Genomic DNA, 20739 nt, shown 5'->3' on the forward strand with positions numbered 1-20739 from the left:
CTCCCTATTCCGCTGCGCCCATGGCGGGCTCGTCGACGTGCTCGTCGACCACATCGGTCACGATCATCGACATGATCTTTTCCTGGCTGGCCTCTGCGGCGGTCAGTTCGCCGACCAGGGCCCCCTCGTTCATCACGTAGATCCGGTCGCACATGCCCAGCAGTTCGGGCATCTCGGAGCTGATCATCAGCACCCCCTTGCCCTGTGCGCTCAGGTCATTGATGATCCCGTAGATCTCGAATTTCGCGCCCACGTCGATGCCGCGCGTCGGCTCGTCGAGGATCAGCACCTCGGGCTCCGCGAACAGCCATTTCGACAGCACGACCTTCTGCTGGTTGCCGCCCGAGAGGTTCATCACCTTCTGGAAAACGCTGGGCGTACGGATATTCATCGCCCGCCGATAGCCCTCGGCCACCTCGGTTTCCTTCGTCTCGTCCAGCACGCCGCGCTTCGACACACCCTCCAGGTGTGCCAGCGTGGTGTTCTTCACGATGGTCTCTTCCAGCACCAGGCCAAGGCTCTTGCGGTCCTCGGTCACATAGGCCAGGCCCGCATCGATGGCGCGGCCCACGTCCGACACGTTCACCGACTGGCCGTGCATCCTGACCTCGCCGCTGATGTTGCGGCCATAGCTCTGGCCGAAGATCGACATGGCAAGCTCGGTGCGCCCCGAGCCCATCAGCCCGGCGATGCCCACCACCTCGCCCGCACGGACGTTGAAGCTGGCGTTGCGGATCACCTGCCGGTCGGCGTGATCGGGGTGCCAGACGTTCCAGCCCTCGACCTCCATGATCATCTCGCCGGCGCGTGCCTCGCGCGGGGGATAGCGGTCGGACATGTCGCGGCCCACCATGTCGCGCACGATGCGGTCCTCGGTGATGTCGTCGCTGCGGGTGTTCATGCTGCTGACGGTCGAGCCGTCGCGGATCACCGTCACGCTGTCGGCCACGCGGCGCACCTCGTTCAGCTTGTGGCTGATGATGATCTGCGTCACGCCCTGGGCCTTCAGCTCCAGCATCAGGTCCAGCAGGGCCTGGCTGTCATGCTCGGACAGGGCTGCGGTCGGCTCGTCCAGGATCAGCAGGCGCACGTCCTTCGACAGCGCCTTGGCGATCTCGACCAGCTGCTGCTTGCCCACGCCCAGGCTGTCGACCAGCGTGCCGGGGCTCTCGGTCAGGCCGACCTTCTTCAGCAGCTCGCCGGTGCGGCTGAAGGTCTCGCGCCAGTCGATGACGCCGCGGTGGGCGCGCTCGTTGCCGAGAAAGATGTTCTCGGCGATCGACAGCAGCGGCACCAGCGCCAGCTCCTGGTGGATGATGATGATGCCACGGTGTTCGCTGTCGGAAATGTTCGCGAACTCGGCCAGCTTGCCGTCATAGTGGATTTCGCCGTCATAGGTGCCGGCGGGGTAGACGCCGGAGAGCACTTTCATCAGCGTGGATTTCCCGGCGCCGTTCTCGCCGCAGATCGCGTGGATCTCGCCCTCGGCCACCGTCAGGTTGACGTTGTCGAGCGCCTTCACGCCGGGGAATTCCTTGGTGATGGAGCGCATTTCAAGCAAAGAAGTCATGGCTTTGCCTTTTGCATTCTTGGGGAGGATGGGATCCGCCGCGCGGTGCCCCGGCCTGTGGCCCAGGGGGCAGGGCGGCGGATCATGGCGGGCCGAAAGGATCTCCGGCCGCGCCTGTTCATGCCTGCGGGATCAGAACTGGTCGGGGCTGTAGTAGCCGCTTTCGACCACGATCTCTTTCCAGTTGCTGCCGTCGACGGTGACGGGCTCAAGCAGGTAGGACGGCACGATCTTCTTGCCGTTGTCGTAGGTCTCGGTGTCGTTGATCTCGGGCTCCGAGTCTTCCAGCAGGGCCTGCACCATGCCCACGGTCACGCGGGCCAGTTCACGGGTATCCTTGAAGATGCTGGAGTACTGTTCGCCGGCGATGATCGACTTGATCGAGGGCAGCTCGGCGTCCTGGCCGGTGACGATCGGCATCGGCATGTCGCCAGAGCCGTAGCCCACGCCCTTGAGAGAGCTGAGGATGCCGATGGACAAACCGTCGTAGGGCGACAGCACGCCATGCACCGGCTTGTCGGTGTAGTTCGCCGACAGCAGGTTATCCATGCGGGCCTGTGCCACGGCACCGTCCCAGCGCAGGGTACCGACCTGGTCCATGCCCTCCTGCCCGGAGACCACGGTGATCTTGCCGCTGTCGATCAGCGGTTGCAGCACCGACATCGCGCCGTTGTAGAAGAAGTAGGCGTTGTTGTCGTCCGGGCTGCCGCCGAACAGTTCGACGTTCCAGGTTTCCGCGTCGGGGAAGCGCTCTTCCAGGCCCTTCACCAGCGAGTTCGCCTGCAGGACGCCGACCTGGAAGTTGTCGAAGGTGGCGTAGTAGCTGACATGCTCGCTGTCGCGGATCAGGCGGTCATAGGCCACCACCGGGATATCCGCGTAATAGGCGTTCTCCAGCGCGTTGGTCAGGGTGGTGCCGTCGATGGACGCGATCACCAGGACGTCGACGCCGCGGGTGATCATGTTCTCGATCTGGGCCAGCTGGTTCGGAATGTCGTCCTCTGCGTACTGCAGGATGGTGTCATAGCCCGCATCCTGGAACTGCTTCACCATCGAGTCGCCGTCGGAAATCCAGCGGGCGGACGATTTGGTGGGCATCGAAATCCCGACAAGCTCGGCGGCCGCGGGGCCGACAGAGCACATGAGAGCGACGGCCGAAATGGCCGCAAGTTTCTTGAAGATCATGATCTCCTCCACGTTGTGCGCCGGACCGGACCGGGCATCTGTGCTCCGGTGCGTCAGTCACGGCTGGTCTCCTCAACCAGCTCTTGCGTACTCAAAGATATACATATCTGTAAAATTCTATTATCAGAGATTAACATACCAAATATGTTATGGAGATTGTGATGGACCTGCCCCGCCGCATGAAGCCGATGCACCTGCGGCTGATCTTCGAGATCGCCCGGCTGCAAAAGCTGCAACTCGCCGCCGATGCCCTGGCCATCTCCCAGCCCGCGGCCTCGCGGATGCTGGCCGAGATCGAATCCGAGGCCGGGGCACCGCTTTTCATCCGCCATCCCCGCTGGATGGAGCCGACCCCGGTGGGGCAGGTTTTTCTGCGTCATGTCAGGGTGATACTGTCAGAGCTCGACGATCTTCAGACCGAGGTCTCGAACCTGAACATCGGCAGCTCGGGCGAGATCCGGGTGGGTGCCGTCACCGGGCCCGCCATGGGCATCCTGATGCCCGCCATCCGCAAGGTAAAGGAAGAGAGCCCAGACATCGAGGCCACGATCGAGGTCAGCCCCTCGGTCACCCTGGTGCGCGGCCTCAGCGAGGGGCGCTTCGACTTCGTCATCGCGCGGCTGACGCAGGATCACGACAGTTCCGAGTTCGATGTCTATCCCGCCCGCACCGAGGATGTCGCCATGCTGGTGCGCGAATCGCACCCGCTTGCCGGGCAGAGGGGCCTCACGCTCGAGGCGCTCACGCCCTATGAATGGGTGGTGCAGGAACGCGGCTCGCCGATCCGCCAGGCGGTGGAAACCGCCTTTCTCGACAGCGCCACCCCGGTGCCGCGCAACGTCAACAACAGCTCTTCGCTGCTGATCGTGCTCTCGCTGCTGGCACGCTCGGATGTGATCTCGCCGCAGTCCGAGGAAGTGGCCGAGGTGCTGACCTCCGACAATCTCGGCGCCCGGCTCTCGGTGCTCGACCTGCAGCAGAAGATCACCGTCTCGCCCTATTACGTGCTGGCCAACCGCGGCCGAGAGCTGCCCCGCGCCTCGGACCGGGTGCTGAAGGAGGTGCTGCGGCGGATCTGAGCCCGTCGCAGCCCGTCACGGGATGCCTTCAGACAATGCCGATCACACGATGCCGCCGCCCGCGCCGCTGACCGGGGGCCGGATGCCGGCGACCTGCGCCCGGTAGCCGCTGGCGCGATAGGCCATGACCGGGTCGATGGCGCCGCCCGCCTCCAGCCGCGCCATGGCCAGGATCGGCTCGACATCGGTGCGGAAGGCCGCGCGCAGGGTGGCCGAGGCCATCAGCGCGTCGTTCTCCTCCTGGTAGCCGGCCAGCGCCACCCGGTCGACCAGGCTTGCCTGCACATAGGCGCGCTGGATCTCCATCGCCGAGACCATCAGGCTCTCGATCGGGTCGGTCACGTTGTGGCTCTGGTCGATCATGTGGCTCAGGTCGAGGCCGGGGGTGCCCTCGGCATCCACCAGCTCGTTCCAGACCAGGAACAGCCGGTAGGGCTCGATCGTGCCGCTGTCGAGGTCGTCGTCGCCGTACTTGCTGTCGTTGAAATGGAACCCGCCGAGGCGGCCGGCGCGGATCAGCCGGCTGACGATCATCTCGATGTTCACGTTGGGCGCGTGGTGGCCCAGATCCACCAGGCAGGCGGCCTTTTCGCCCAGTTCCTGCGCGATCATCAGGCTGGTGCCCCAGTCCTGCACCACGGTGGAATAGAAGGCCGGCTCGTAGATCTTGTGCTCGGAGAAGATCCGCCAGTCCTCGGGCAGGCCGGCATAGATCTCCTTCATCGAGGCGAGGTAACGGTCGAACTGCCTGCCCATGTGGGTCTGGCCGGGGAAATTGGCGCCATCCCCGATCCAGACCGTCAGGGCCTTCGATCCCAGCGCAGTGCCGATCTCGATGGTCTCGAGGTTGTGCTCCACCGCCTGGGCGCGCGTCGCCGCGTCTACATGCGAGAGCGAGCCGTACTTGTAGCTATGCGCCTGGTCCGGCTGATCCTGGAAGGTGTTGGAATTCATCGCGTCGAAGGTGATGCCCACCTCTTCGGCCTTGGCCAGCAGGTCGCCCACCGGCGCCCTGTCCCAGGGGATGTGCAGGCTGACCGAAGGCGTGGCGCGGGTCAGCGCCTGGATCACCCCGCAGTCGTCGAGCTTGTCGAAGATGTGGCGCGGCTCGCCGGGGCCGGGAAAGCGCGCGAACCGCGTGCCCCCGGTGCCGGTGCCCCAGCTGGGCACGGCCACGGCAAAGCCCATGGCGCGCTCCTTGATCGCCTCGATCTCGATGCCGGTCCGGGCGAGCTTGTCGCCCAATGCATCGTAGTCGCGGCGCAGGGCCTCTTCGGCGGCGCCGTTGGAGGCGGCGATATTGTCCTGGTCGAACATGGTTTCTCCTCCCATGAATCAGGTCTCGTTGCCGGGGGCGGGGAGGGGGGCTCTGCCCCCGTCGCGCGGGGCGCGACTCCCCCGGGATATTTCTGGCCAGATGACGGGAGCGGCGGTGCGCTCCCCCCCCTGGGGCGCCTCAGCGGGTGAAGGCTTCCTTGTTGCCGGCATCGACGTTGAGGATGTTGCCGGTGGATTTTGCCGATTTCTCGGAGGCCAGGAAATAGGCCGCCTCGGCGATGTCCTCGGGCAGCACCGAGCGCTTCAGCATCGAGCGGTTGCGGTACATCTCCTCGAGGCCCTCCTTGTCGGTGCCATAGGTGCTGGCCCGCTGGTCGAGCCATTCGCCCTCCCAGATCTTCGAGCCGCGCAGCACCGCGTCGGGGTTCACCACGTTGACGCGGATGCCGGCCTCGGCGCCCTCGAGCGCCAGGCAGCGCGCCAGGTGCAGCTCGCTCGCCTTGGCGGTGCAATAGGCCGAGGCATTGGGGCTGGCCGCCAGGCCGTTCTTGGAGGCCACGAAGACAACCGCGCCGCCCATGGCCTGGGTGCGCATCAGCTTGAAGGCCTCGCGCGAAACCAGGAAGTAGCCGGTGGAGAGGATCGACATGTTGCGGTTCCAGAGCTCCAGCGAGGTCTCCTCGACGGGGGCCGAGGAGGCGATGCCGGCATTGGAGACCAGCACGTCGACGCCGCCGAATTCCACCGCGATCTCGCCGTAGGCGGCGGCAACGGCGGCCTCGTCGGTGACGTTCATCGCCACCGTGCGCACCACGTCGGCGGAATGGCGCCCCGCGAGCGCGGCCTTGGTGCTCTCGAGCGCGCCCTCGTCGATATCGGCCAGCATCACGCAGGCCCCCTCGGCGAGGTAGCGCGCGGCGGTGGCCGCGCCGATGCCGCCGGCGCCGCCGGTGACGAGCGCCACCCGCCCGGCCATGCTCTTGGGTGCCGGCATGCGCTGCAGCTTGGCCTCTTCGAGCAGCCAGTACTCGATGTCGAAGGCCTCCTGCTCGGGCAGGCCGCAGTATTCGCTGACGGCGGAGGCGCCGCGCATCACGTTGATGGCGTTGACGTAGAACTCGCCCGAGATCCGCGCCGTGGCCTTGTCCTTGGCAAAGGTGATCATGCCCACGCCCGGCACCAGGTAGACCACCGCGTTGGCGTCGCGCAGGGCCGGCGAATTGTCATGCCTGCAGCGTTCGTAATAGGCCGCGTAATCCTCGCGGTAGGCGGCGACCTGCGCCGGCAGGCCCGCGAGGACCTCGTCGATATTGCCCTTTGCCGGGTCGAAATCGACCACCAGCGGGCGGATCTTGGTGCGCAGGAAGTGATCGGGGCAGGAGGTGCCGAGCGCCGCCAGCGCGCCCATGTTGCGGGCATTGACGAATTCCAGCACCGCGGCGCTGTCCTCGAAATGGCCCACCATGTGCTGCTTGCCCGAGACCATGCCGCGGATCGCCGGCATCAGTTTCGCCGCAACGGCGCGGCGCTCGGCGGCCGGCAGGCTCTCGTGCACCGCGCCGCCAAAGGCCTCTATGCCCGAGGTTTCCTTTTCGAAGAACGCGATGGCGGTGTTGATGATGTCGAGCGTCAGGCCATAGCATTCCCTTGCGTCATCGGCCCAGGTGAAGAGGCCATGGCTTTCAAGCACCACGCCCTCGGCCTCGGGGTTCTCGAGGCAGAATTTCTCCAGCCAGAGCCCCAGCTCGTAGCCCGGCTTCTTCCAGGGCAGCCAGCCGATGCGATCGCCGAAGATCTGCTCGGTCAGCTCCTTCGAGTTCTTCGAGGCGGCAATGGCGATGATCGCGTCGGGGTGCATGTGATCGACGTGCTTTTTCGGCACATAGGCGTGCAGGGGCGTGTCGATCGAGGCCGCGCGCGGGTTCAGGTTGAAGGTGCAGTGGGGCAGGTAGCCCACCATCTCGTCCTCGAACTCCACCCCGCGATAGAGGCCCTTCAGCGCCTGCAGCTTGCTCATGTAGAGCGTCGAGAACCCGTCCATCCTGATCGAGCCCACATCACCGCCCGATCCCTTCACCCAGAGCACCTCGACCATCTCGCCCGTCAGCGGATCCTTCTCCATGGCCTTGGCCGAGGTATTGCCGCCACCGTAGTTGGTGATCCGCTTGTCCGAGCCGAGCAGGTTCGACCGGTAGAGCAGCTTTTCGGCTTCGCTCATCTCGCTGGCCCTGGCATCGTCCCACTTGGAGATGAGCCGCGTGGTTGCGGGGGTGTGAATTGTCATGCTGGTTCCTCCGACGCGTTCCTGACAGAACGGTTTCCATGGAAAAGGCTGTCAGGGGTTTGGCTCATTGTCAATCACAAACAATCATAACTGATCATACTGCGCTGCAGCATGAAAGTTTTGTATCATTTATGATTGACAATGATTGAACCTCTGCGAAAGTGATCGAAGAGAGAGGAGCCAGCATGCACGAGAAAGAGCGTCACAGGATCATCCTGTCTGCGGTGCAGGAACGCCCCGTGGTCACGGTTCCAGAGCTTTGCGCGCTGACCGGGGCCTCCGAGGCGACCGTCCGCCGGGATATCGCCGCGCTGCACGTGCAGAAGAAGCTGCGCCGGGTGCGCGGCGGGGCCGAGGCGCTGCATCCCACGCAGTTCCCGGGCTTGGCCGGGCGGCCCTTCACCGTGAACGAAACCGTCAGGATCGCTCAGAAACGCGCAATCGCGCGCGCCGCGGTCGAGCTCTGCGAGGATGGCGAGCCGATCATCATCAACGGCGGCACGACCACCTTCCAGATGGTGCATCCGCTGGCCTCGCGCCGGCTGCAGATCTTCACCAACAGCTTTCCCATCGCGGAGCATCTGCTGAAGCATTCCAAGAACACCATCCTGCTGTCGGGCGGTGTCATCTATCGCGAGCAGAACATCGTCCTGTCGCCTTTCGAAAATGACGTCACCCGCAATTTCTATGCCCGCCGCATGTTCATGGGCGCGCAGGGGGTCGGGCCGCTGGGCCTGATGGAGGCCGACCCGCTGCTGATCCAGGCCGAGCACAAGCTGATCGGGCAGGCCGACGAACTCGTCGTGCTGGCCGATTCCAGCAAGTTCGAGAACCGGTCCTCGCTGGTGCTCTGCCCGCTGGAGCGGGTGGACCGGCTGATCACCGACGACGGAATAACCGACCGTGCCGCCTCGATGCTCGAGGCCGCCGGCGTACAGCTGACCGTGGCCACGGCAAGTGCCACGCGACAGGAGGCCTCAGGGACGTAGACGCCCGCCATACCACCCGCAGAGGAGGCGGGCAGGGGGCCTGAAACACGACTATCCAATTGGGAGGAGAGACCATGGGTAATTTCACGAAAGTACTGCTCGGTGCCGTATCCGCGCTGGCGCTGGGCGCCGGCGCCGCCTCGGCCGAGGACCTGCGCATCGCGCTGGTGGCCAAGGCGCTGGGCATCGGCTTCTTCGAGGCCGCCGCCGATGGCGCCCAGCAGGCCGCCGACGAGCTCGGCAATGTCGAGATCATCTACACCGGCCCCACCGAGACCACGGCCGAGGGCCAGATCGAGGTGATCAACTCGCTGATCGCGCAGAACGTCGATGCCATCGCCGTTTCCGCCAATGACACCGATGCCCTGGTGCCGACGCTGAAAAAGGCGATGCAGCGCGGCATCACCGTGATCTCCTGGGATTCGGGCGTGGCGCCGGAGGGGCGTTCGGTGCACCTGAACCCCTCGTCGAACCCGCTGATCGGCAACATGATCATCAAGCTCGCCGCCGACAACATGCCCGAGGGCGGTGACGTCGCCGTGCTCTCGGCCACCACCACCTCGACGAACCAGAACATCTGGATCGAGGAGATGAACAAGGTCATGGACCAATACCCCGGCATCAATGTCGTGGGCACCGTCTATGGCGATGACCTGGCCGACAAGTCCTACCGCGAGGCCACCGGCCTGCTGCAGACCTACCCCGATCTCAAGGCGATCATCGCGCCCACCTCCGTGGGCATCGTGGCCGCCGCCCAGGCGGTCGAGGACGCCGGCAAGATCGGCGAGGTCAACGTGACCGGCCTCGGCCTGCCCTCGGAAATGGCCGGTGCCATCGAGAGCGGCGCGTCGAAATCCTTCGCGATCTGGAACCCGATCGACCTCGGCTATGCCGCCACGATGATCGCCTACGAGCTCGCCTCGGGCGAGGCAGAGGCCACCCCCGGCGGCACCATCCCGATGGGGCGCCTGGGCGAGCTGACGCTGGATGACGACCTCTCCGGCGCCATGGCCGATCCCTTCGTCTACGACTCGTCCAACATCGACGAGTTCAAGAGCATCTTCTGATCCTCTTCCGGGCGGCCTCCGGGCCGCCCGCACCCCCGGTTGAACTGCCCCGGCCGCATCCCGGCCGCACCGCTCCCGCACCCGAAATTTCCGGAGGCCTGCCAATGCCTTATGATTCCACATCCGCCAAGGGGCCGCCCGCCGATCAGCCGGTGCTGGCGCTGCGCGGCATCGAAAAGGTCTTTCCCGGCGTCAAGGCGCTGGATGGCGTGCAGCTCTCGCTCCACCCCGGCCAGGTCACTGCCCTCGTGGGCGAGAACGGCGCCGGCAAGTCGACCATCGTCAAGATCCTCACCGGCATCTATCAGCCCGACGGTGGGGAAATCCTGCTCGACGGTACGCCCACGTCCTTTCCCACCGCCCAGCACGCCGCCGGCGCCGGTGTCACCGCCATCCACCAGGAAACCGTCCTCTTCGACGAGCTGACGGTGGCCGAGAACATCTTTCTCGGCCATGCCCCGCGCAACCGCCTCGGCATGATCGACTGGCGGCGCATGCGCCGCGATGCGCAGGAGATCCTCACCGGCATCGGCGCGGATATCGACCCGGGCGTGCGCCTCGCCGATCTCGGCATCGCCTCGAAACACCTCGTCGCCATTTCCCGCGCCCTGTCCATCGACGCCCGCGTGGTGATCATGGACGAACCCACCGCCGCCCTCTCGCACAAGGAGATCCAGGAACTCTACGAGCTGGTCGATCAGCTCAAGGCCCAGGGCAAGGCGATCCTCTTCATCTCGCACAAGTTCGACGAGATCTTCCGCATCGCCGACCGCTTCACCGTCTTCCGCGACGGCCAGTTCGTGGGCGACGGCATGATCGCCGACATCTCCGAGGGGGAGCTGGTGCAGATGATGGTGGGCCGTTCCGTCGATCAGGTCTTTCCGGCGCGGGTAAAGGCCCCCGGAGAGGAGATCCTGCGCGTCGCCGGCTATGCCCACCCGACCGAGTTCGAGGACATCAACTTTTCCCTCCGCCGGGGCGAGATCCTGGGTTTCTACGGCCTTGTCGGCGCCGGGCGGTCGGAGTTCATGCAATCGCTGATCGGCATCACCCGGCCCTCCAAGGGCGCGATCCGCATCGGCGGCGACCTGCGGCTGATCCGCTCGCCCGCCGACGCGATCCGCGAGGGCATCGTCTATGTCCCCGAGGATCGCGGCAAGCAGGGCGCCATCACCGCCATGCCGATCTTCCAGAACGTCACCCTGCCGTCGCTGAACCAGACCAGCCGCGACGGCTTCATCCGCCTGTCGGAGGAATTCGCGCTGGCGCGGAAATACACCGAGCGGCTCGAGCTGCGCGCGGCCTCCCTCGACACACCCGTCGGCAGCCTCTCGGGCGGCAACCAGCAGAAGGTGGTGATCGCCAAGTGGCTGGCCACCCAACCCCGGGTAATCATCCTCGACGAGCCCACCAAGGGCATCGACATCGGCTCCAAGGCCGCGGTGCATGATTTCATGGCCGAGCTTGCCGCCGAGGGTCTCGCCGTCATCATGGTCAGCTCCGAGATCCCCGAGATCCTGGGCATGTCCGACCGGGTCATCGTGATGCGCGAGGGGCGCATCGCCGCCGAGCTCTCGGGCGATGACCTCACCCCCGAAACCCTCGTCCGCCATGCCGCCGGCATCGGCGCCGACCTGCCCACGGAGGACGCCGCATGACCCAGATCGGACGCCACTTCAAACTCACCCGGGAAATGCTCCTGGCGCTCGCGCTGGTGCTGCTGCTGGCCCTCGTCGCCACCCGTTTCCCCGGCTTCATCGCACCCTCGAACCTCGCCGCGGTCTTCAACGACACCTCGGCGCTGATCATCCTGGCGCTGGGGCAGTTCATGGTGATCCTCACCCGCTGCATCGACCTCTCGGTGGCGGCGAACCTCGCCCTCACCGGCATGGTCTGCGCCCTGCTGAACATCGCGGCGCCTGACCTGCCCATCGTCTTCACCCTGATGCTGGCGCTCGCCATGGGGGCCTTCCTCGGCGCCATCAACGGCTTCTTCGTGTGGAAGATGGCGATTCCGCCCATCGTCGTCACGCTGGGCACCATGACCATCTTCCGCGGCATCATCTTCCTGATTTCCGACGGCAAATGGGTGAACGCGCACGAGATGAGCAAGACCTTCACCGGCTTCCCCCGGCTCGAGGTCCTGGGCTTTCCCATGCTCACCTGGTGCGCCGTGCTGGTGATCATCGGGGCCTTCCTGCTGGTCACCCGCACCGCCCTCGGCCGCGCCTTCTTTGCCGTGGGCGGCAACCCGCACGCCGCCGTCTACACAGGCATCGACGTGGGCCGCACGCAGTTCCTCGCCTTCACCCTCTCGGGGATGCTGGCGGGGCTGGCGGGCTATCTCTGGGTCTCGCGCTATGCCGTGGCCTATGTCGACATCGCCGGCGGGTTCGAGCTCGACGTGGTCGCCGCCTGCGTCATCGGCGGCGCGGCCATCGCGGGGGGCTCCGGCTCTGTCGCGGGCATCGTCCTCGGCGCGCTCTTTCTCGGCGTGATCAAGAACGCCCTGCCGGTGGTCAACATCTCGCCCTTCTGGCAGCTCGCCATTTCCGGCGCCGCGATCATCATCGCCGTGGCGCTCAATGCCCGCGCCGGCCGCACCAGGGGCCGCATCATCCTGCGCAAAGCGGAGCACGCACATGAGCCTGTCTGAAACCGTCTCCACCCCCGCCCGGGCCCAGCCCGCAGGCCCCCGCCACATCCCCGACCGGCTCACCACCCGCGGCCAGCGCGTTCTGAAGAGCTGGGAGGCGCTGCTGCTCCTCGTGGGCGTCGCGATCTTCATCGCCAATTGCTTCGCCTCGCCCTATTTCCTCTCGCCCTGGTCGCTCTCCGACGCCACCTTCAACTTCACCGAAAAGGCCATGATCGCCTTCGCCATGGCGCTGCTGATCATCGCCGGAGAGATCGACCTCTCGGTCGCCGCCATCATCGCGCTGGCCTCCACCGCCATGGGGGCTGCGGCCACCGCCGGTTTCGGCACCCCGTCGCTGGTGCTGATCGGCCTTGCCACCGGGCTGCTCTGCGGCGCCTTCAACGGCGTGCTTGTCACCCGCATGGGCCTGCCCTCGATCGTGGTCACCATCGGCACCATGAGCCTCTTCCGCGGCATCTCCTACATCGTGCTGGGCGATGGCGCCTTCCGCGGCTACCCCGACAGTTTCGCCTTCTTCGGGCAGGGCTATGTCTTCTGGGTGATTTCCTTCGAATTCGTGCTCTTCTGCGTCCTCGCCGTGATCTTCTCGGTGCTCCTGCACAAGACGAATTTCGGCCGCCATGTCTTCACGATCGGCAACAACGACACCGCCGCGCTCTTCTCCGGTGTCCGCGTGCCGCGGGTCAAGATGATGCTCTTCCTGCTCACCGGGCTGATGTCGGGCGTCGCCGCCATCTGCCTCACCTCGCGGCTGGGCTCCACCCGCCCCTCCATCGCCACCGGGATGGAGCTCGAGGTGGTCACCATGGTGGTGCTCGGCGGCATCTCGATCCTCGGCGGCTCCGGCTCGATCCCCGGCGTGGTCATCGCGGCCTTCGTTCTCGGGCTGCTCACCTTCGGCCTCGGGCTGCTGAACGTGCCCGGCATCGTCATCTCGATCTTCACCGGCGTGCTGCTGATCGGCGTCATCGCCCTGCCGCGCCTGATCTCCCAGTGGCGCAGGCGGGCATGATGCAGAAACACGCCTTCAAGATGCGCCTCAACCCCGGCTGCCGCGCCGAGTATCAGCGCCGGCACGACGAGATCTGGCCCGAGCTCTCGGCGCTCCTCCACGAGGCCGGCGTCTCCGATTACTCGATCCACCTCGACGAGGAGACCGACACGCTCTTTGCCGTGCTCTGGCGCCGCGACGATCACACCATGGATGCGCTGCCCGACCACCCGGTGATGCAGCGCTGGTGGGCCCATATGGCCGACATCATGGCGACCCACCCCGACAATGCGCCGGTCACCACCGACCTGCCGCTGCTCTTTCACATGGAGTGACCGGCCATGCCCGCCCCGCGCCATATCGCCGTGATCGACCTGGGCAAGACCAACGCGAAACTCGCGCTGGTCGACCCCGCCACCATGGAGGAGATCGCCGTCGTCACCCGGCCCAACCGGGTGCTGCCCGGCCCGCCCTTTCCGCATTTCGATCTCGAGGGGCACTGGGCCTTCTTCCTCGACCACCTCGCGCGCTTTCACGACAGCCACGGCGTCGATGCCATCTCCGTCACCACCCATGGCGCGGCGGCGGTGCTGCTCGACCGGGCTGGGGGCCTTGCCGCCCCGATGCTGGATTACGAGTTCACCGGCCCCGACGGCATGGCCGAGGCCTATGACCGCCTGCGCCCCGATTTCGCCGAAACCGGCTCGCCGCGCCTGCCCATGGGCCTCAACCTCGGGGCACAGCTGCACTGGCTCTTCGCCTCCGATGCCGCCCTGCGCGCCCGCACCGCCCATATCGTCACCTACCCGCAATACTGGGGCTTCCGCCTCACCGGGCAGATCGCGTCGGACGTCACCTCGCTCGGCTGCCACACCGATCTCTGGAACCCCTGGGAGGAGCGCTTCTCCTCCCTTGTCGACCGCCTCGGCATCCGCGACATCATGGCCCCGGCGCTGCACTCGGGCGATACGCTGGGCAGGGTCACCGCCGATGTCGCCGCCCGCACCGGCCTCGCGCCCGACACGCCGGTGATGTGCGGCATCCATGATTCCAATGCTTCGCTCTATCCGCATGTGGCCGGGCGCTCCGGCGCCTTCTCGGTGGTCTCCACCGGCACCTGGGTCGTCGCCATGGCCATCGGCGGCGACAATGTCGCCCTCGATCCCGCCCGCGACACCCTCGCCAATGTCAACGCGCTGGGCCACCCGGTGCCCTCGGCGCGCTTCATGGGCGGGCGCGAATACGAGCTGATCCGGCCCGCTGATACGCCCCCCGACACCGCAAAGGCCCGTACCGAGGTCCTCTCTTCCGGCCCGATGCTCCTGCCCGCGGTCGAGCCCAGCTCCGGCCCCTTTCAGCGCCGGCAGATGCAATGGATCGAAGACGAGCCGCAGGGCGGCGCCCGCGCCGTGGCGCTCTCCTTCTACCTCGCGCTGATGACGGAAACCTGCCTCTCCCTCGTCGGTGCGCGCGGCCCGGCGATCATCGAGGGGCCCTTTGCCCGCAATCCCGATTACCTCGCCATGCTCGCAGCACTCCGCCCCGAGGGCGTCGAGGTCGCGGGCTCGGCCACCGGCACCTCCGCGGGCGCGGCGCTGCTGGCGCAATGCGATGCGCCGCTGGCACCCACCCGCGCGGTGCCGCTGCCCGAAGATGCCGATCTGCTCAGGGCCTATGCCCGCCGCTGGCGGGCCCGTGTCGCGGCCGAACCGGCTGTGCAATCCGCGCCCGCCTAGGCCCGGCCGACTTCGCGCCGCAGCGCCGTCAGAGCACGCCGAGATGCGTCAGCAGGATGCCGAGGCCCATCACGATCAGCGCCACGCCGCCCGCGCCCTCGGCGATCCGGCCGAACCGCAGGCCAAGCTGCCGCCCGGCCAGCTGGCCCAGCGTCGCCATCATCGTGGTGGCCAGGCCCACCGCCAGCGCCACCACCCAGATGCTCACGTTGACAAAGGCCAGCGAGACCCCCACCGCCATGGCATCCACCGAGGTGCCGAGGGCCGTGGCCACCAGCGTCATCACCCCGCGCCGGCCGGTCCGTTTCTCCGGGCTGTCCTCGCGGCTCTCAAGCGCGCCCAGCACCATGCGCCCGCCGACGAATCCCAGCAGCGCAAAGGCGATCCAGTGATCCACCACGGCGACATAGCGGCTCGCCGCCATGCCCAGCGCCCAGCCCACGACCGGGGTCAGCGCCTCGATCAGGCCAAAGACCGCGCCGGTGCGCAGGGCAGGGCCCACGCCGATCCGGTCCCGGGTGCCCGCAGAACGCCCCAGCGCGGCCACGAAGGCGTCGACGGACAGGCTCAGGGCCAGAATGCCTATGGCAACCGGGGTCATGGGATCTTCCTTCAGGTCTGGTCCGGCCCTGTCACATCCTGCGCCACCACGGGAAAATCCCCTGGCGGCCATCTGACCGGTCCGGGGGATCTAGGGTTGCCGAGAGAAAGTGTCAACAATATCAATTAATTGGATATTGAGTGTCATTTGCAACTGGGCCTCAGGGGTTGAACGGCGCCGCCCGTCTTCACCCCCGTCGCAGGGCATCTGCCCGGCACCCGTCCCGCCAAGTCGCTGAAATCCGGGCCAAAGCGCTCACCCGTGCAAATCTGTCCACAGGCCCGCCGCATCCGCGCAGGGGCCCCGCAGATGGCAGATCGGCGAGAGCGGCACTTCGCCACTCCCGCCGTTTTTCACTTCACGCTGTCCAGCAGCTTCAGCACATGCTCCGGCCCGGTGGGGCGGATGCCCGTGGGGTTCAGCGCCTTGATCGAGTAGTAGCCGCGGGTGATGTGATCCATGTTCACCGTCTCCCGCACGCCCGGCAGCCGCAGCACGGCCTCCATCAGCGCCTGCACCTTGGGATAATCCGCGATGCGCTTGCGGTTGGTCTTGAACAGCCCGTGATAGGCCGCGTCGAATCGGATCAGGGTGACAAAGGTGCGGATATCCGTCTCGGTCACGCTGTCCCCGAACAGGAACGGCCCCGCGATGCGCCCTTCCAGCTCCTCGAGCATGGCGAAGACGCCCTCCACGGCCTCGTCATAGGCCTCCTGGGTGCTGGCGAACCCGGCCTTGTAGACGCCGTTGTTCAGCAGGTCGTAGATCCGCGGGTTCAGCGCGTCGATCTCCTCGCGCAGCGGGGCAGGGTAGAGGTCCACCTTGCCCGGCACCAGGTGCTCGAAGGCGGTGTTGAACATCCGCACGATATCCGCGCTCTCGTTGTTCACCGCCACGCCCAGCTTGGTGTCCCAGAGCAGCGGCACCGTGGCCCGGCCGTTGTAATGCGGGTCGGCGCGGGAATAGAGCTCGTGCAGGTAGCTCGCCCCGAAGAGCGGGTCCTCGTCCGCGCCGGGATAGCCGCCAAAGGACCAGCCCTCGTCGGTCAGCGCCGGGTTCACCACGGTCACCTCGATGAAGTCTTCCAGCCCCTTCAGCTTGCGCGCGATCAGCGTGCGCGAGGCCCAGGGACAGATCAGCGCCACGTAGAGGCGATAGCGCCCCGCCTCGGCCTTGAACCCGCCCTCACCGGTGGGCCCCGCCGATCCGTCGGCAGTGATCCAGTTGCGGAAGGAGGAGACCTGCCGCACGAAACGGCCCTTTTCGTCCTTGGCCTGCACCGGGGTCCAGTCCTTCGTCCATTTGCCATCAACCAGCATCGTCGTTCTCCTTGTCCGTGCAACCGGGCTGCAAGCGGGACACGTCCCGGCTGTTTCCCTGTTCGAAATATCCCGGGGGAATCGCGCCCCGTCCACGGGGTGCGATGGGGGCAGCGCCCCCATCCCCCTGCCTGCTTATTTCCCGATCAGCTTCGAGGTCGGGAAGAGCGCCCACTTGCCGTCGCCCAGGCCGGCCAGGGCCAGCATCACGGCCGCCCACATCACCGGGTATTCCCAGCCGCCGCCGGCGTTGTTGAAGGCAAAGCCGTTGGCGGCATGGCCGAACCATGCGGCCCCAAGCAGGGTAAAGGTCAGCACGAAGGCAAAGACGCGGCTGGCCACGCCGGTGATCAGCGCCAGGCCCCCGACGATCTCCAGCACCATCGTGATGATGCCCAGCCAGCCGGGCAGGCCCAGCGACTGGAAGTAGCCCATGGTGCCGGCGGGGGTGAAGACGAAGAACTTCGTCAGCCCGTGCACCACGAAATAGATCCCCGTGACGACGCGCAGCAGGAAGATGGCGTAGGGGGCGGTTCTCAGATCGGTCATTTTCTTCTCCATGGCGTCGGGATCCGCGTGTCGCATGTCTCGTGCAGGGTCCCGGAGGCGCCGTTCCGGCCGGGCGTCTCCGGCCCGGCACTGTTGTCGTGATGGGGGCAATATGGCCTCTTCCCTTGCTCCATGATACGGCGTATGTGTTCCATCACTTTCCTCAACATGTGGAGAATTGGCCGATGGACTTCCTCGACGGCATGCGCGTCTTCGTCACGGCGGTGGAAACCGGCTCCTTCACCGGGGCCGGCGAACGGCTCGGCATCTCCGGCAAGCTCGCCTCGAAATACATGGGCGAGCTCGAGGACCGCCTCGGCACCCGCCTGCTGCAGCGCACCACCCGGCGCCTCGGCATGACCGCGGCGGGCGAACGGCTCTATGCCCGCGCCCCCGACTGGCTGGGCGAGCTCGAGGAGATCACCGCCGCCGTCAAGGAGCCCGGCGCCGGGCTCACCGGCACCCTCCGCATCTCCGCGCCCGTCACCTTCGGAGAGATGTTCCTGGCCGAGCTCACGCGGCAGTTCCGCGCCCCCCATCCCGACCTGGTGATCGACCTGCGCCTCTCCGATGCCCATGTCGACCTCGCGCCGCAGGGCATCGACGTGGCGATCCGCATCGGGGCGCTGGCCGATTCCGCGCTGATGTCGCGCCGCCTGGCCGTGCTCGACCTCGGCCTCGTGGCCGCGCCGGACTACATCGCCCGTCACGGCATGCCCGCGGCCCTCGACGATCTCGCCCGCCATGCCTGCATCCGCGACACCAACCTGCGCGGGCAGGGGGGCTGGATGCTGACCGAGGGCGGGCAGGAGCGCCGCGTCGCCGTCACCGGGCCCTTCCTGGTCAATTCGGCCCGCGCCGCCCTCGATCTCGCGCTCGCGGGCGAGGGCATCGCCTTCTCGCCCGGCTTCATGACCCGCAGCGCCCTGGAGGAGGGGCGGCTCGTCCGGGTGCTGCCCTCGGTCTCCTCGCGCCCGCTCGAGGTGCACGCCGTCTATCTCTCGGGGCGCCGCATGTCGCGGCGCCTGCGGGCATTCCTGGATTTTCTCGGTCACAATCGTGCGGCTTTCGAGGGGGCGCCGCGCTGAGCCCCTTGCACAGGTCGGGAAAATTCGTGCGGATGTTTCGACCCTTACGCGATCTTTCCCCGGCGGGAGTAGCGGACATTGCCAGAAAGCCCTGTGGATGCTATCTGCGGCCCTCACCCGCCCGTCCGTTCCAGCCTCGGCTGGGGCGTTCTCTCAACCCGCAGCCCGGAGACCGGCCATGCTTCAGACCTTCTGGAACACTCTCATCGTTCCGATCATCCGTCGCCCGTCGCGGTTTCAGGCGGCGGCGCTCTGCTGGCGTCCGGCCGAGGGGGCCGGGCTGACCGGGATCGAGGTGCTGCTGATCACCTCGCGCGATACCGGGCGCTGGGTGCTGCCAAAGGGCTGGCCAAAGCGCGGCTATGATGCCGGCGGCACCGCCGCCGAGGAGGCCTGGGAAGAGGCCGGGGTGAAACCGGCCAGCCACGTCTATACCCGCATCGGCCGCTATTCCTACGACAAGCGGCTGTCGGGCGGGGTGCCCGTGCCCACCGACGTCGAGGTCTTCGCGATCCGCGTGGCCAAGCTGCACGACGAATTTCCCGAGCGCGCCGAACGCCGGCGTGAATGGATGACCCCCGAACAGGCCGCGGCCGCGGTGGTCGAACCCGAGCTGAAGAAACTCCTGCGCAACCTGCCGGCCGACCTGGTCGCCGGCACAAGGGGGGTTCCCGGCTGATCTGTCGCGCCCGCGCCGCGGCGGCCTGCGTGCCGCGCGGTGCTCCGGATCGCGGCCAGTAACGGAATGAGTGACGTGTCCGAACAATCCAACGAGCGCCAGTGGGAGACCCTCGACAGGGACCTCAACCGCTTCTCGCGCGTCGAATATGCCACGATGTACGTCTCGCGCCCGCTGGTGGGTGTCGGCGTCTCGATGGTCTTCATCATCCTCGCGGGTCTCGCCGCCGCCCTGATCATGGGGCAGGAGCCGGGCTCGCTGATCGTGGTGGCCGCCGCCGCCATCGGCGCCTACATGGCGCTCAACATCGGCGCCAACGACGTGGCCAACAACATGGGCCCGGCCGTGGGGGCCAATGCGCTCTCCATGGTGGGCGCCATCGCCATTGCCGCCATCTGCGAGAGCGCCGGCGCGCTCCTGGCCGGTGGCGACGTGGTCTCGACCATTTCCAAGGGCATCATCGATCCCTCCGCCGTGGCCTCGGCACAGGTCTTCGTCTGGGCGATGATGTCGGCGCTGCTCTCCGCCGCCATCTGGGTGAACCTTGCCACCTGGATCGGCGCCCCGGTCTCCACCACCCATGCGGTGGTGGGCGGGGTGATGGGCGCGGGCATTGCCGCCGCGGGCTTTGCCGCGGTGCAATGGGGCACCATGGGGGCCATTGCCCTCTCCTGGGTGATCTCGCCGCTGCTGGGGGGCGTGATCGCCGCCGCCATGCTCGCCTTCATCAAGTGGAAGATCATCTACACCGAGGACAAGATCGCCGCCGCCCGCACCTGGGTGCCGGTGCTGATCGGGGTGATGACCGCGGCCTTCGGCACCTACCTGGCGCTCAAGGGGCTGAAGCACCTGATCCACATCGACATGGGCCGCGCCCTGCTGATCGGCATCGGCGCCGGCGTGCTGGCCTGGCTGATCGCCATTCCCGCCATCCGCCGGCAGTCGCAGGGCATGGAGAACCGCAACCGCTCGCTCAAGGCGCTCTTCGGCTTCCCGCTGGTGGTCTCGGCCGGTCTGCTGTCCTTTGCCCATGGCGCCAACGACGTGGCCAATGCCGTGGGTCCGCTCGCGGCCATCGTCTATGTCCAGCAGGCGGGCTCGGTCACCGGCGAGGTGGCGATTCCCTCCTGGGTCATGGTCATCGGCGCCTTCGGCATCTCCTTCGGCCTGATCCTCTTCGGCCCCAAGCTGATCAAGATGGTCGGCAATCAGATCACCAAGCTGAACCCGATGCGCGCCTATTGCGTCTCGCTCTCGGCCGCCGTCACCGTGATCCTCGCCTCCTGGCTGGGCCTGCCGGTCTCCTCCACCCATATCGCCGTGGGGGCGGTCTTCGGCGTGGGCTTCTTCCGCGAATGGTACATGGGCCGGCGCGCGCGCAAGTTCTCCCTCACGCTGCCCCAGGCCAAGCGCCTGCCGGCCGAGGAACGCCGCCGCCGCAAGCTGGTGCGCCGCTCGCACTTCATGACCATCATCGCCGCCTGGGTCATCACCGTGCCCGCCGCGGCGCTGCTCTCGGCCGTGATGTTCCTGGTGCTGAACATGGCGCTCTCCTGAGGCAGTCCTTACGCGGCTGACGCCGTGGCTGCCGCTTCCGCGGCCCGACCCGTGCAAATCGCGCGCCATTTCGCGCCTTTCAGCCCCGGCCGCCGCGCCGGGGCTTTT

The 20739-nt window shown here is 66.9% G+C and carries 18 protein-coding genes; 11 read left to right on the top strand and 7 right to left on the bottom strand.

What is annotated here, in order from left to right:
- Window positions 1–4: 4 nt before the first annotated feature.
- Entirely contained in the window at window positions 5–1570 is a 1566-nt protein-coding gene (mmsA, locus tag AC0WR5_RS03530) for a multiple monosaccharide ABC transporter ATP-binding protein (RefSeq protein ID WP_475866956.1), read from the bottom strand.
- A 132-nt stretch (window positions 1571–1702) separates the two neighbouring features.
- Entirely contained in the window at window positions 1703–2755 is a 1053-nt protein-coding gene (gene chvE, locus AC0WR5_RS03535) for a multiple monosaccharide ABC transporter substrate-binding protein (protein ID WP_475866958.1), read from the bottom strand.
- 161 nt (window positions 2756–2916) lie between these two features.
- Here chvE and AC0WR5_RS03540 point away from each other — a divergent pair, with 161 nt between their 5' ends.
- Window positions 2917–3834, top strand: a complete 918-nt coding sequence (locus AC0WR5_RS03540) for a LysR family transcriptional regulator (RefSeq protein ID WP_475866960.1) — start codon at window positions 2917–2919, stop codon at window positions 3832–3834.
- Window positions 3835–3876: 42 nt separating this feature from the next.
- Here the strand turns inward: AC0WR5_RS03540 and rhaI are convergent, their stop codons facing one another.
- Together rhaI and AC0WR5_RS03550 are read right to left on the bottom strand one after the other, a co-directional pair.
- Window positions 3877–5151, bottom strand: coding sequence for an L-rhamnose catabolism isomerase (rhaI, locus tag AC0WR5_RS03545; RefSeq protein ID WP_475866962.1), 1275 nt, complete (start codon window positions 5149–5151; stop codon window positions 3877–3879).
- A 139-nt stretch (window positions 5152–5290) separates the two neighbouring features.
- The gene (locus AC0WR5_RS03550; protein ID WP_475866964.1) at window positions 5291–7396 is read right to left on the bottom strand and encodes a bifunctional rhamnulose-1-phosphate aldolase/short-chain dehydrogenase; all 2106 of its coding nucleotides are present in this window, start codon (window positions 7394–7396) and stop codon (window positions 5291–5293) included.
- 185 nt (window positions 7397–7581) lie between these two features.
- On the opposite strand from AC0WR5_RS03550, the gene AC0WR5_RS03555 reads away from it, so the two are divergent.
- The 7 genes from AC0WR5_RS03555 (at window position 7582) to AC0WR5_RS03585 (ending at window position 14838) form a co-directional block, all read left to right on the top strand.
- The gene (locus AC0WR5_RS03555) at window positions 7582–8385 is read left to right on the top strand and encodes a DeoR/GlpR family DNA-binding transcription regulator (RefSeq protein ID WP_475866966.1); all 804 of its coding nucleotides are present in this window, start codon (window positions 7582–7584) and stop codon (window positions 8383–8385) included.
- Window positions 8386–8459: 74 nt separating this feature from the next.
- The gene (gene rhaS, locus AC0WR5_RS03560) at window positions 8460–9452 is read left to right on the top strand and encodes a rhamnose ABC transporter substrate-binding protein (RefSeq protein ID WP_475866968.1); all 993 of its coding nucleotides are present in this window, start codon (window positions 8460–8462) and stop codon (window positions 9450–9452) included.
- A 104-nt stretch (window positions 9453–9556) separates the two neighbouring features.
- Entirely contained in the window at window positions 9557–11110 is a 1554-nt protein-coding gene (locus tag AC0WR5_RS03565; RefSeq protein WP_475866970.1) for a sugar ABC transporter ATP-binding protein, read from the top strand.
- Entirely contained in the window at window positions 11107–12108 is a 1002-nt protein-coding gene (locus AC0WR5_RS03570) for an ABC transporter permease (RefSeq protein ID WP_475866972.1), read from the top strand. Before AC0WR5_RS03565 ends, AC0WR5_RS03570 begins: the two co-directional genes overlap by 4 nt.
- A complete protein-coding gene (locus AC0WR5_RS03575; RefSeq protein ID WP_475866974.1) occupies window positions 12095–13123 on the top strand; it encodes an ABC transporter permease in 1029 nt (342 codons plus the stop codon). Before AC0WR5_RS03570 ends, AC0WR5_RS03575 begins: the two co-directional genes overlap by 14 nt.
- On the top strand, window positions 13123–13437 hold the full coding sequence (rhaM, locus tag AC0WR5_RS03580; RefSeq protein ID WP_475868878.1) for an L-rhamnose mutarotase: 315 nt from the start codon (window positions 13123–13125) through the stop codon (window positions 13435–13437). Before AC0WR5_RS03575 ends, rhaM begins: the two co-directional genes overlap by 1 nt.
- Window positions 13438–13443: 6 nt before the next feature.
- Window positions 13444–14838 (top strand): FGGY-family carbohydrate kinase, encoded by a 1395-nt coding sequence (locus AC0WR5_RS03585; protein ID WP_475866976.1) that lies wholly within the window; start codon window positions 13444–13446, stop codon window positions 14836–14838.
- Window positions 14839–14866: 28 nt separating this feature from the next.
- Here AC0WR5_RS03585 and AC0WR5_RS03590 read toward each other — a convergent pair whose 3' ends face one another.
- The 3 genes from AC0WR5_RS03590 to AC0WR5_RS03600 form a co-directional block, all read right to left on the bottom strand.
- Entirely contained in the window at window positions 14867–15439 is a 573-nt protein-coding gene (locus AC0WR5_RS03590) for a manganese efflux pump MntP (RefSeq protein ID WP_475866978.1), read from the bottom strand.
- Window positions 15440–15792: 353 nt separating this feature from the next.
- Entirely contained in the window at window positions 15793–16758 is a 966-nt protein-coding gene (locus AC0WR5_RS03595; RefSeq protein ID WP_475866979.1) for a glutathione S-transferase family protein, read from the bottom strand.
- Between the two features lie 135 nt (window positions 16759–16893).
- Window positions 16894–17307: a DoxX family protein gene (locus tag AC0WR5_RS03600; RefSeq protein WP_475866981.1), complete on the bottom strand. Its 414-nt coding sequence runs from the start codon at window positions 17305–17307 to the stop codon at window positions 16894–16896.
- Between the two features lie 185 nt (window positions 17308–17492).
- Between AC0WR5_RS03600 and AC0WR5_RS03605 the strand changes: the two genes are divergently transcribed.
- From AC0WR5_RS03605 to AC0WR5_RS03615, 3 genes are all read left to right on the top strand, one after another.
- Window positions 17493–18395, top strand: a complete 903-nt coding sequence (locus AC0WR5_RS03605) for a LysR family transcriptional regulator (protein ID WP_475866983.1) — start codon at window positions 17493–17495, stop codon at window positions 18393–18395.
- Between the two features lie 178 nt (window positions 18396–18573).
- Complete coding sequence (locus tag AC0WR5_RS03610; RefSeq protein WP_475866984.1) at window positions 18574–19074, top strand: NUDIX hydrolase; 501 nt, start codon at window positions 18574–18576, stop codon at window positions 19072–19074.
- A 66-nt stretch (window positions 19075–19140) separates the two neighbouring features.
- A complete protein-coding gene (locus tag AC0WR5_RS03615) occupies window positions 19141–20631 on the top strand; it encodes an inorganic phosphate transporter (protein WP_475866986.1) in 1491 nt (496 codons plus the stop codon).
- Window positions 20632–20739 lie beyond the last annotated feature (108 nt).

It is taken from the genome of Pseudooceanicola sp. DL12 (assembly GCF_056270665.1).

What these genes read in the sequence shown, in the direction of transcription:
- mmsA (WP_475866956.1), bottom strand. Translation starts at nt 1,570, where the DNA reads ATGACTTCTTTGCTTGAAATGCGCTCCATCACCAAGGAATTCCCCGGC.
- chvE (WP_475866958.1), bottom strand. Translation starts at nt 2,755, where the DNA reads ATGATCTTCAAGAAACTTGCGGCCATTTCGGCCGTCGCTCTCATGTGC.
- AC0WR5_RS03540 (WP_475866960.1), top strand. Translation starts at nt 2,917, where the DNA reads ATGGACCTGCCCCGCCGCATGAAGCCGATGCACCTGCGGCTGATCTTC.
- rhaI (WP_475866962.1), bottom strand. Translation starts at nt 5,151, where the DNA reads ATGTTCGACCAGGACAATATCGCCGCCTCCAACGGCGCCGCCGAAGAG.
- AC0WR5_RS03550 (WP_475866964.1), bottom strand. Translation starts at nt 7,396, where the DNA reads ATGACAATTCACACCCCCGCAACCACGCGGCTCATCTCCAAGTGGGAC.
- AC0WR5_RS03555 (WP_475866966.1), top strand. Translation starts at nt 7,582, where the DNA reads ATGCACGAGAAAGAGCGTCACAGGATCATCCTGTCTGCGGTGCAGGAA.
- rhaS (WP_475866968.1), top strand. Translation starts at nt 8,460, where the DNA reads ATGGGTAATTTCACGAAAGTACTGCTCGGTGCCGTATCCGCGCTGGCG.
- AC0WR5_RS03565 (WP_475866970.1), top strand. Translation starts at nt 9,557, where the DNA reads ATGCCTTATGATTCCACATCCGCCAAGGGGCCGCCCGCCGATCAGCCG.
- AC0WR5_RS03570 (WP_475866972.1), top strand. Translation starts at nt 11,107, where the DNA reads ATGACCCAGATCGGACGCCACTTCAAACTCACCCGGGAAATGCTCCTG.
- AC0WR5_RS03575 (WP_475866974.1), top strand. Translation starts at nt 12,095, where the DNA reads ATGAGCCTGTCTGAAACCGTCTCCACCCCCGCCCGGGCCCAGCCCGCA.
- rhaM (WP_475868878.1), top strand. Translation starts at nt 13,123, where the DNA reads ATGCAGAAACACGCCTTCAAGATGCGCCTCAACCCCGGCTGCCGCGCC.
- AC0WR5_RS03585 (WP_475866976.1), top strand. Translation starts at nt 13,444, where the DNA reads ATGCCCGCCCCGCGCCATATCGCCGTGATCGACCTGGGCAAGACCAAC.
- AC0WR5_RS03590 (WP_475866978.1), bottom strand. Translation starts at nt 15,439, where the DNA reads ATGACCCCGGTTGCCATAGGCATTCTGGCCCTGAGCCTGTCCGTCGAC.
- AC0WR5_RS03595 (WP_475866979.1), bottom strand. Translation starts at nt 16,758, where the DNA reads ATGCTGGTTGATGGCAAATGGACGAAGGACTGGACCCCGGTGCAGGCC.
- AC0WR5_RS03600 (WP_475866981.1), bottom strand. Translation starts at nt 17,307, where the DNA reads ATGACCGATCTGAGAACCGCCCCCTACGCCATCTTCCTGCTGCGCGTC.
- AC0WR5_RS03605 (WP_475866983.1), top strand. Translation starts at nt 17,493, where the DNA reads ATGGACTTCCTCGACGGCATGCGCGTCTTCGTCACGGCGGTGGAAACC.
- AC0WR5_RS03610 (WP_475866984.1), top strand. Translation starts at nt 18,574, where the DNA reads ATGCTTCAGACCTTCTGGAACACTCTCATCGTTCCGATCATCCGTCGC.
- AC0WR5_RS03615 (WP_475866986.1), top strand. Translation starts at nt 19,141, where the DNA reads ATGAGTGACGTGTCCGAACAATCCAACGAGCGCCAGTGGGAGACCCTC.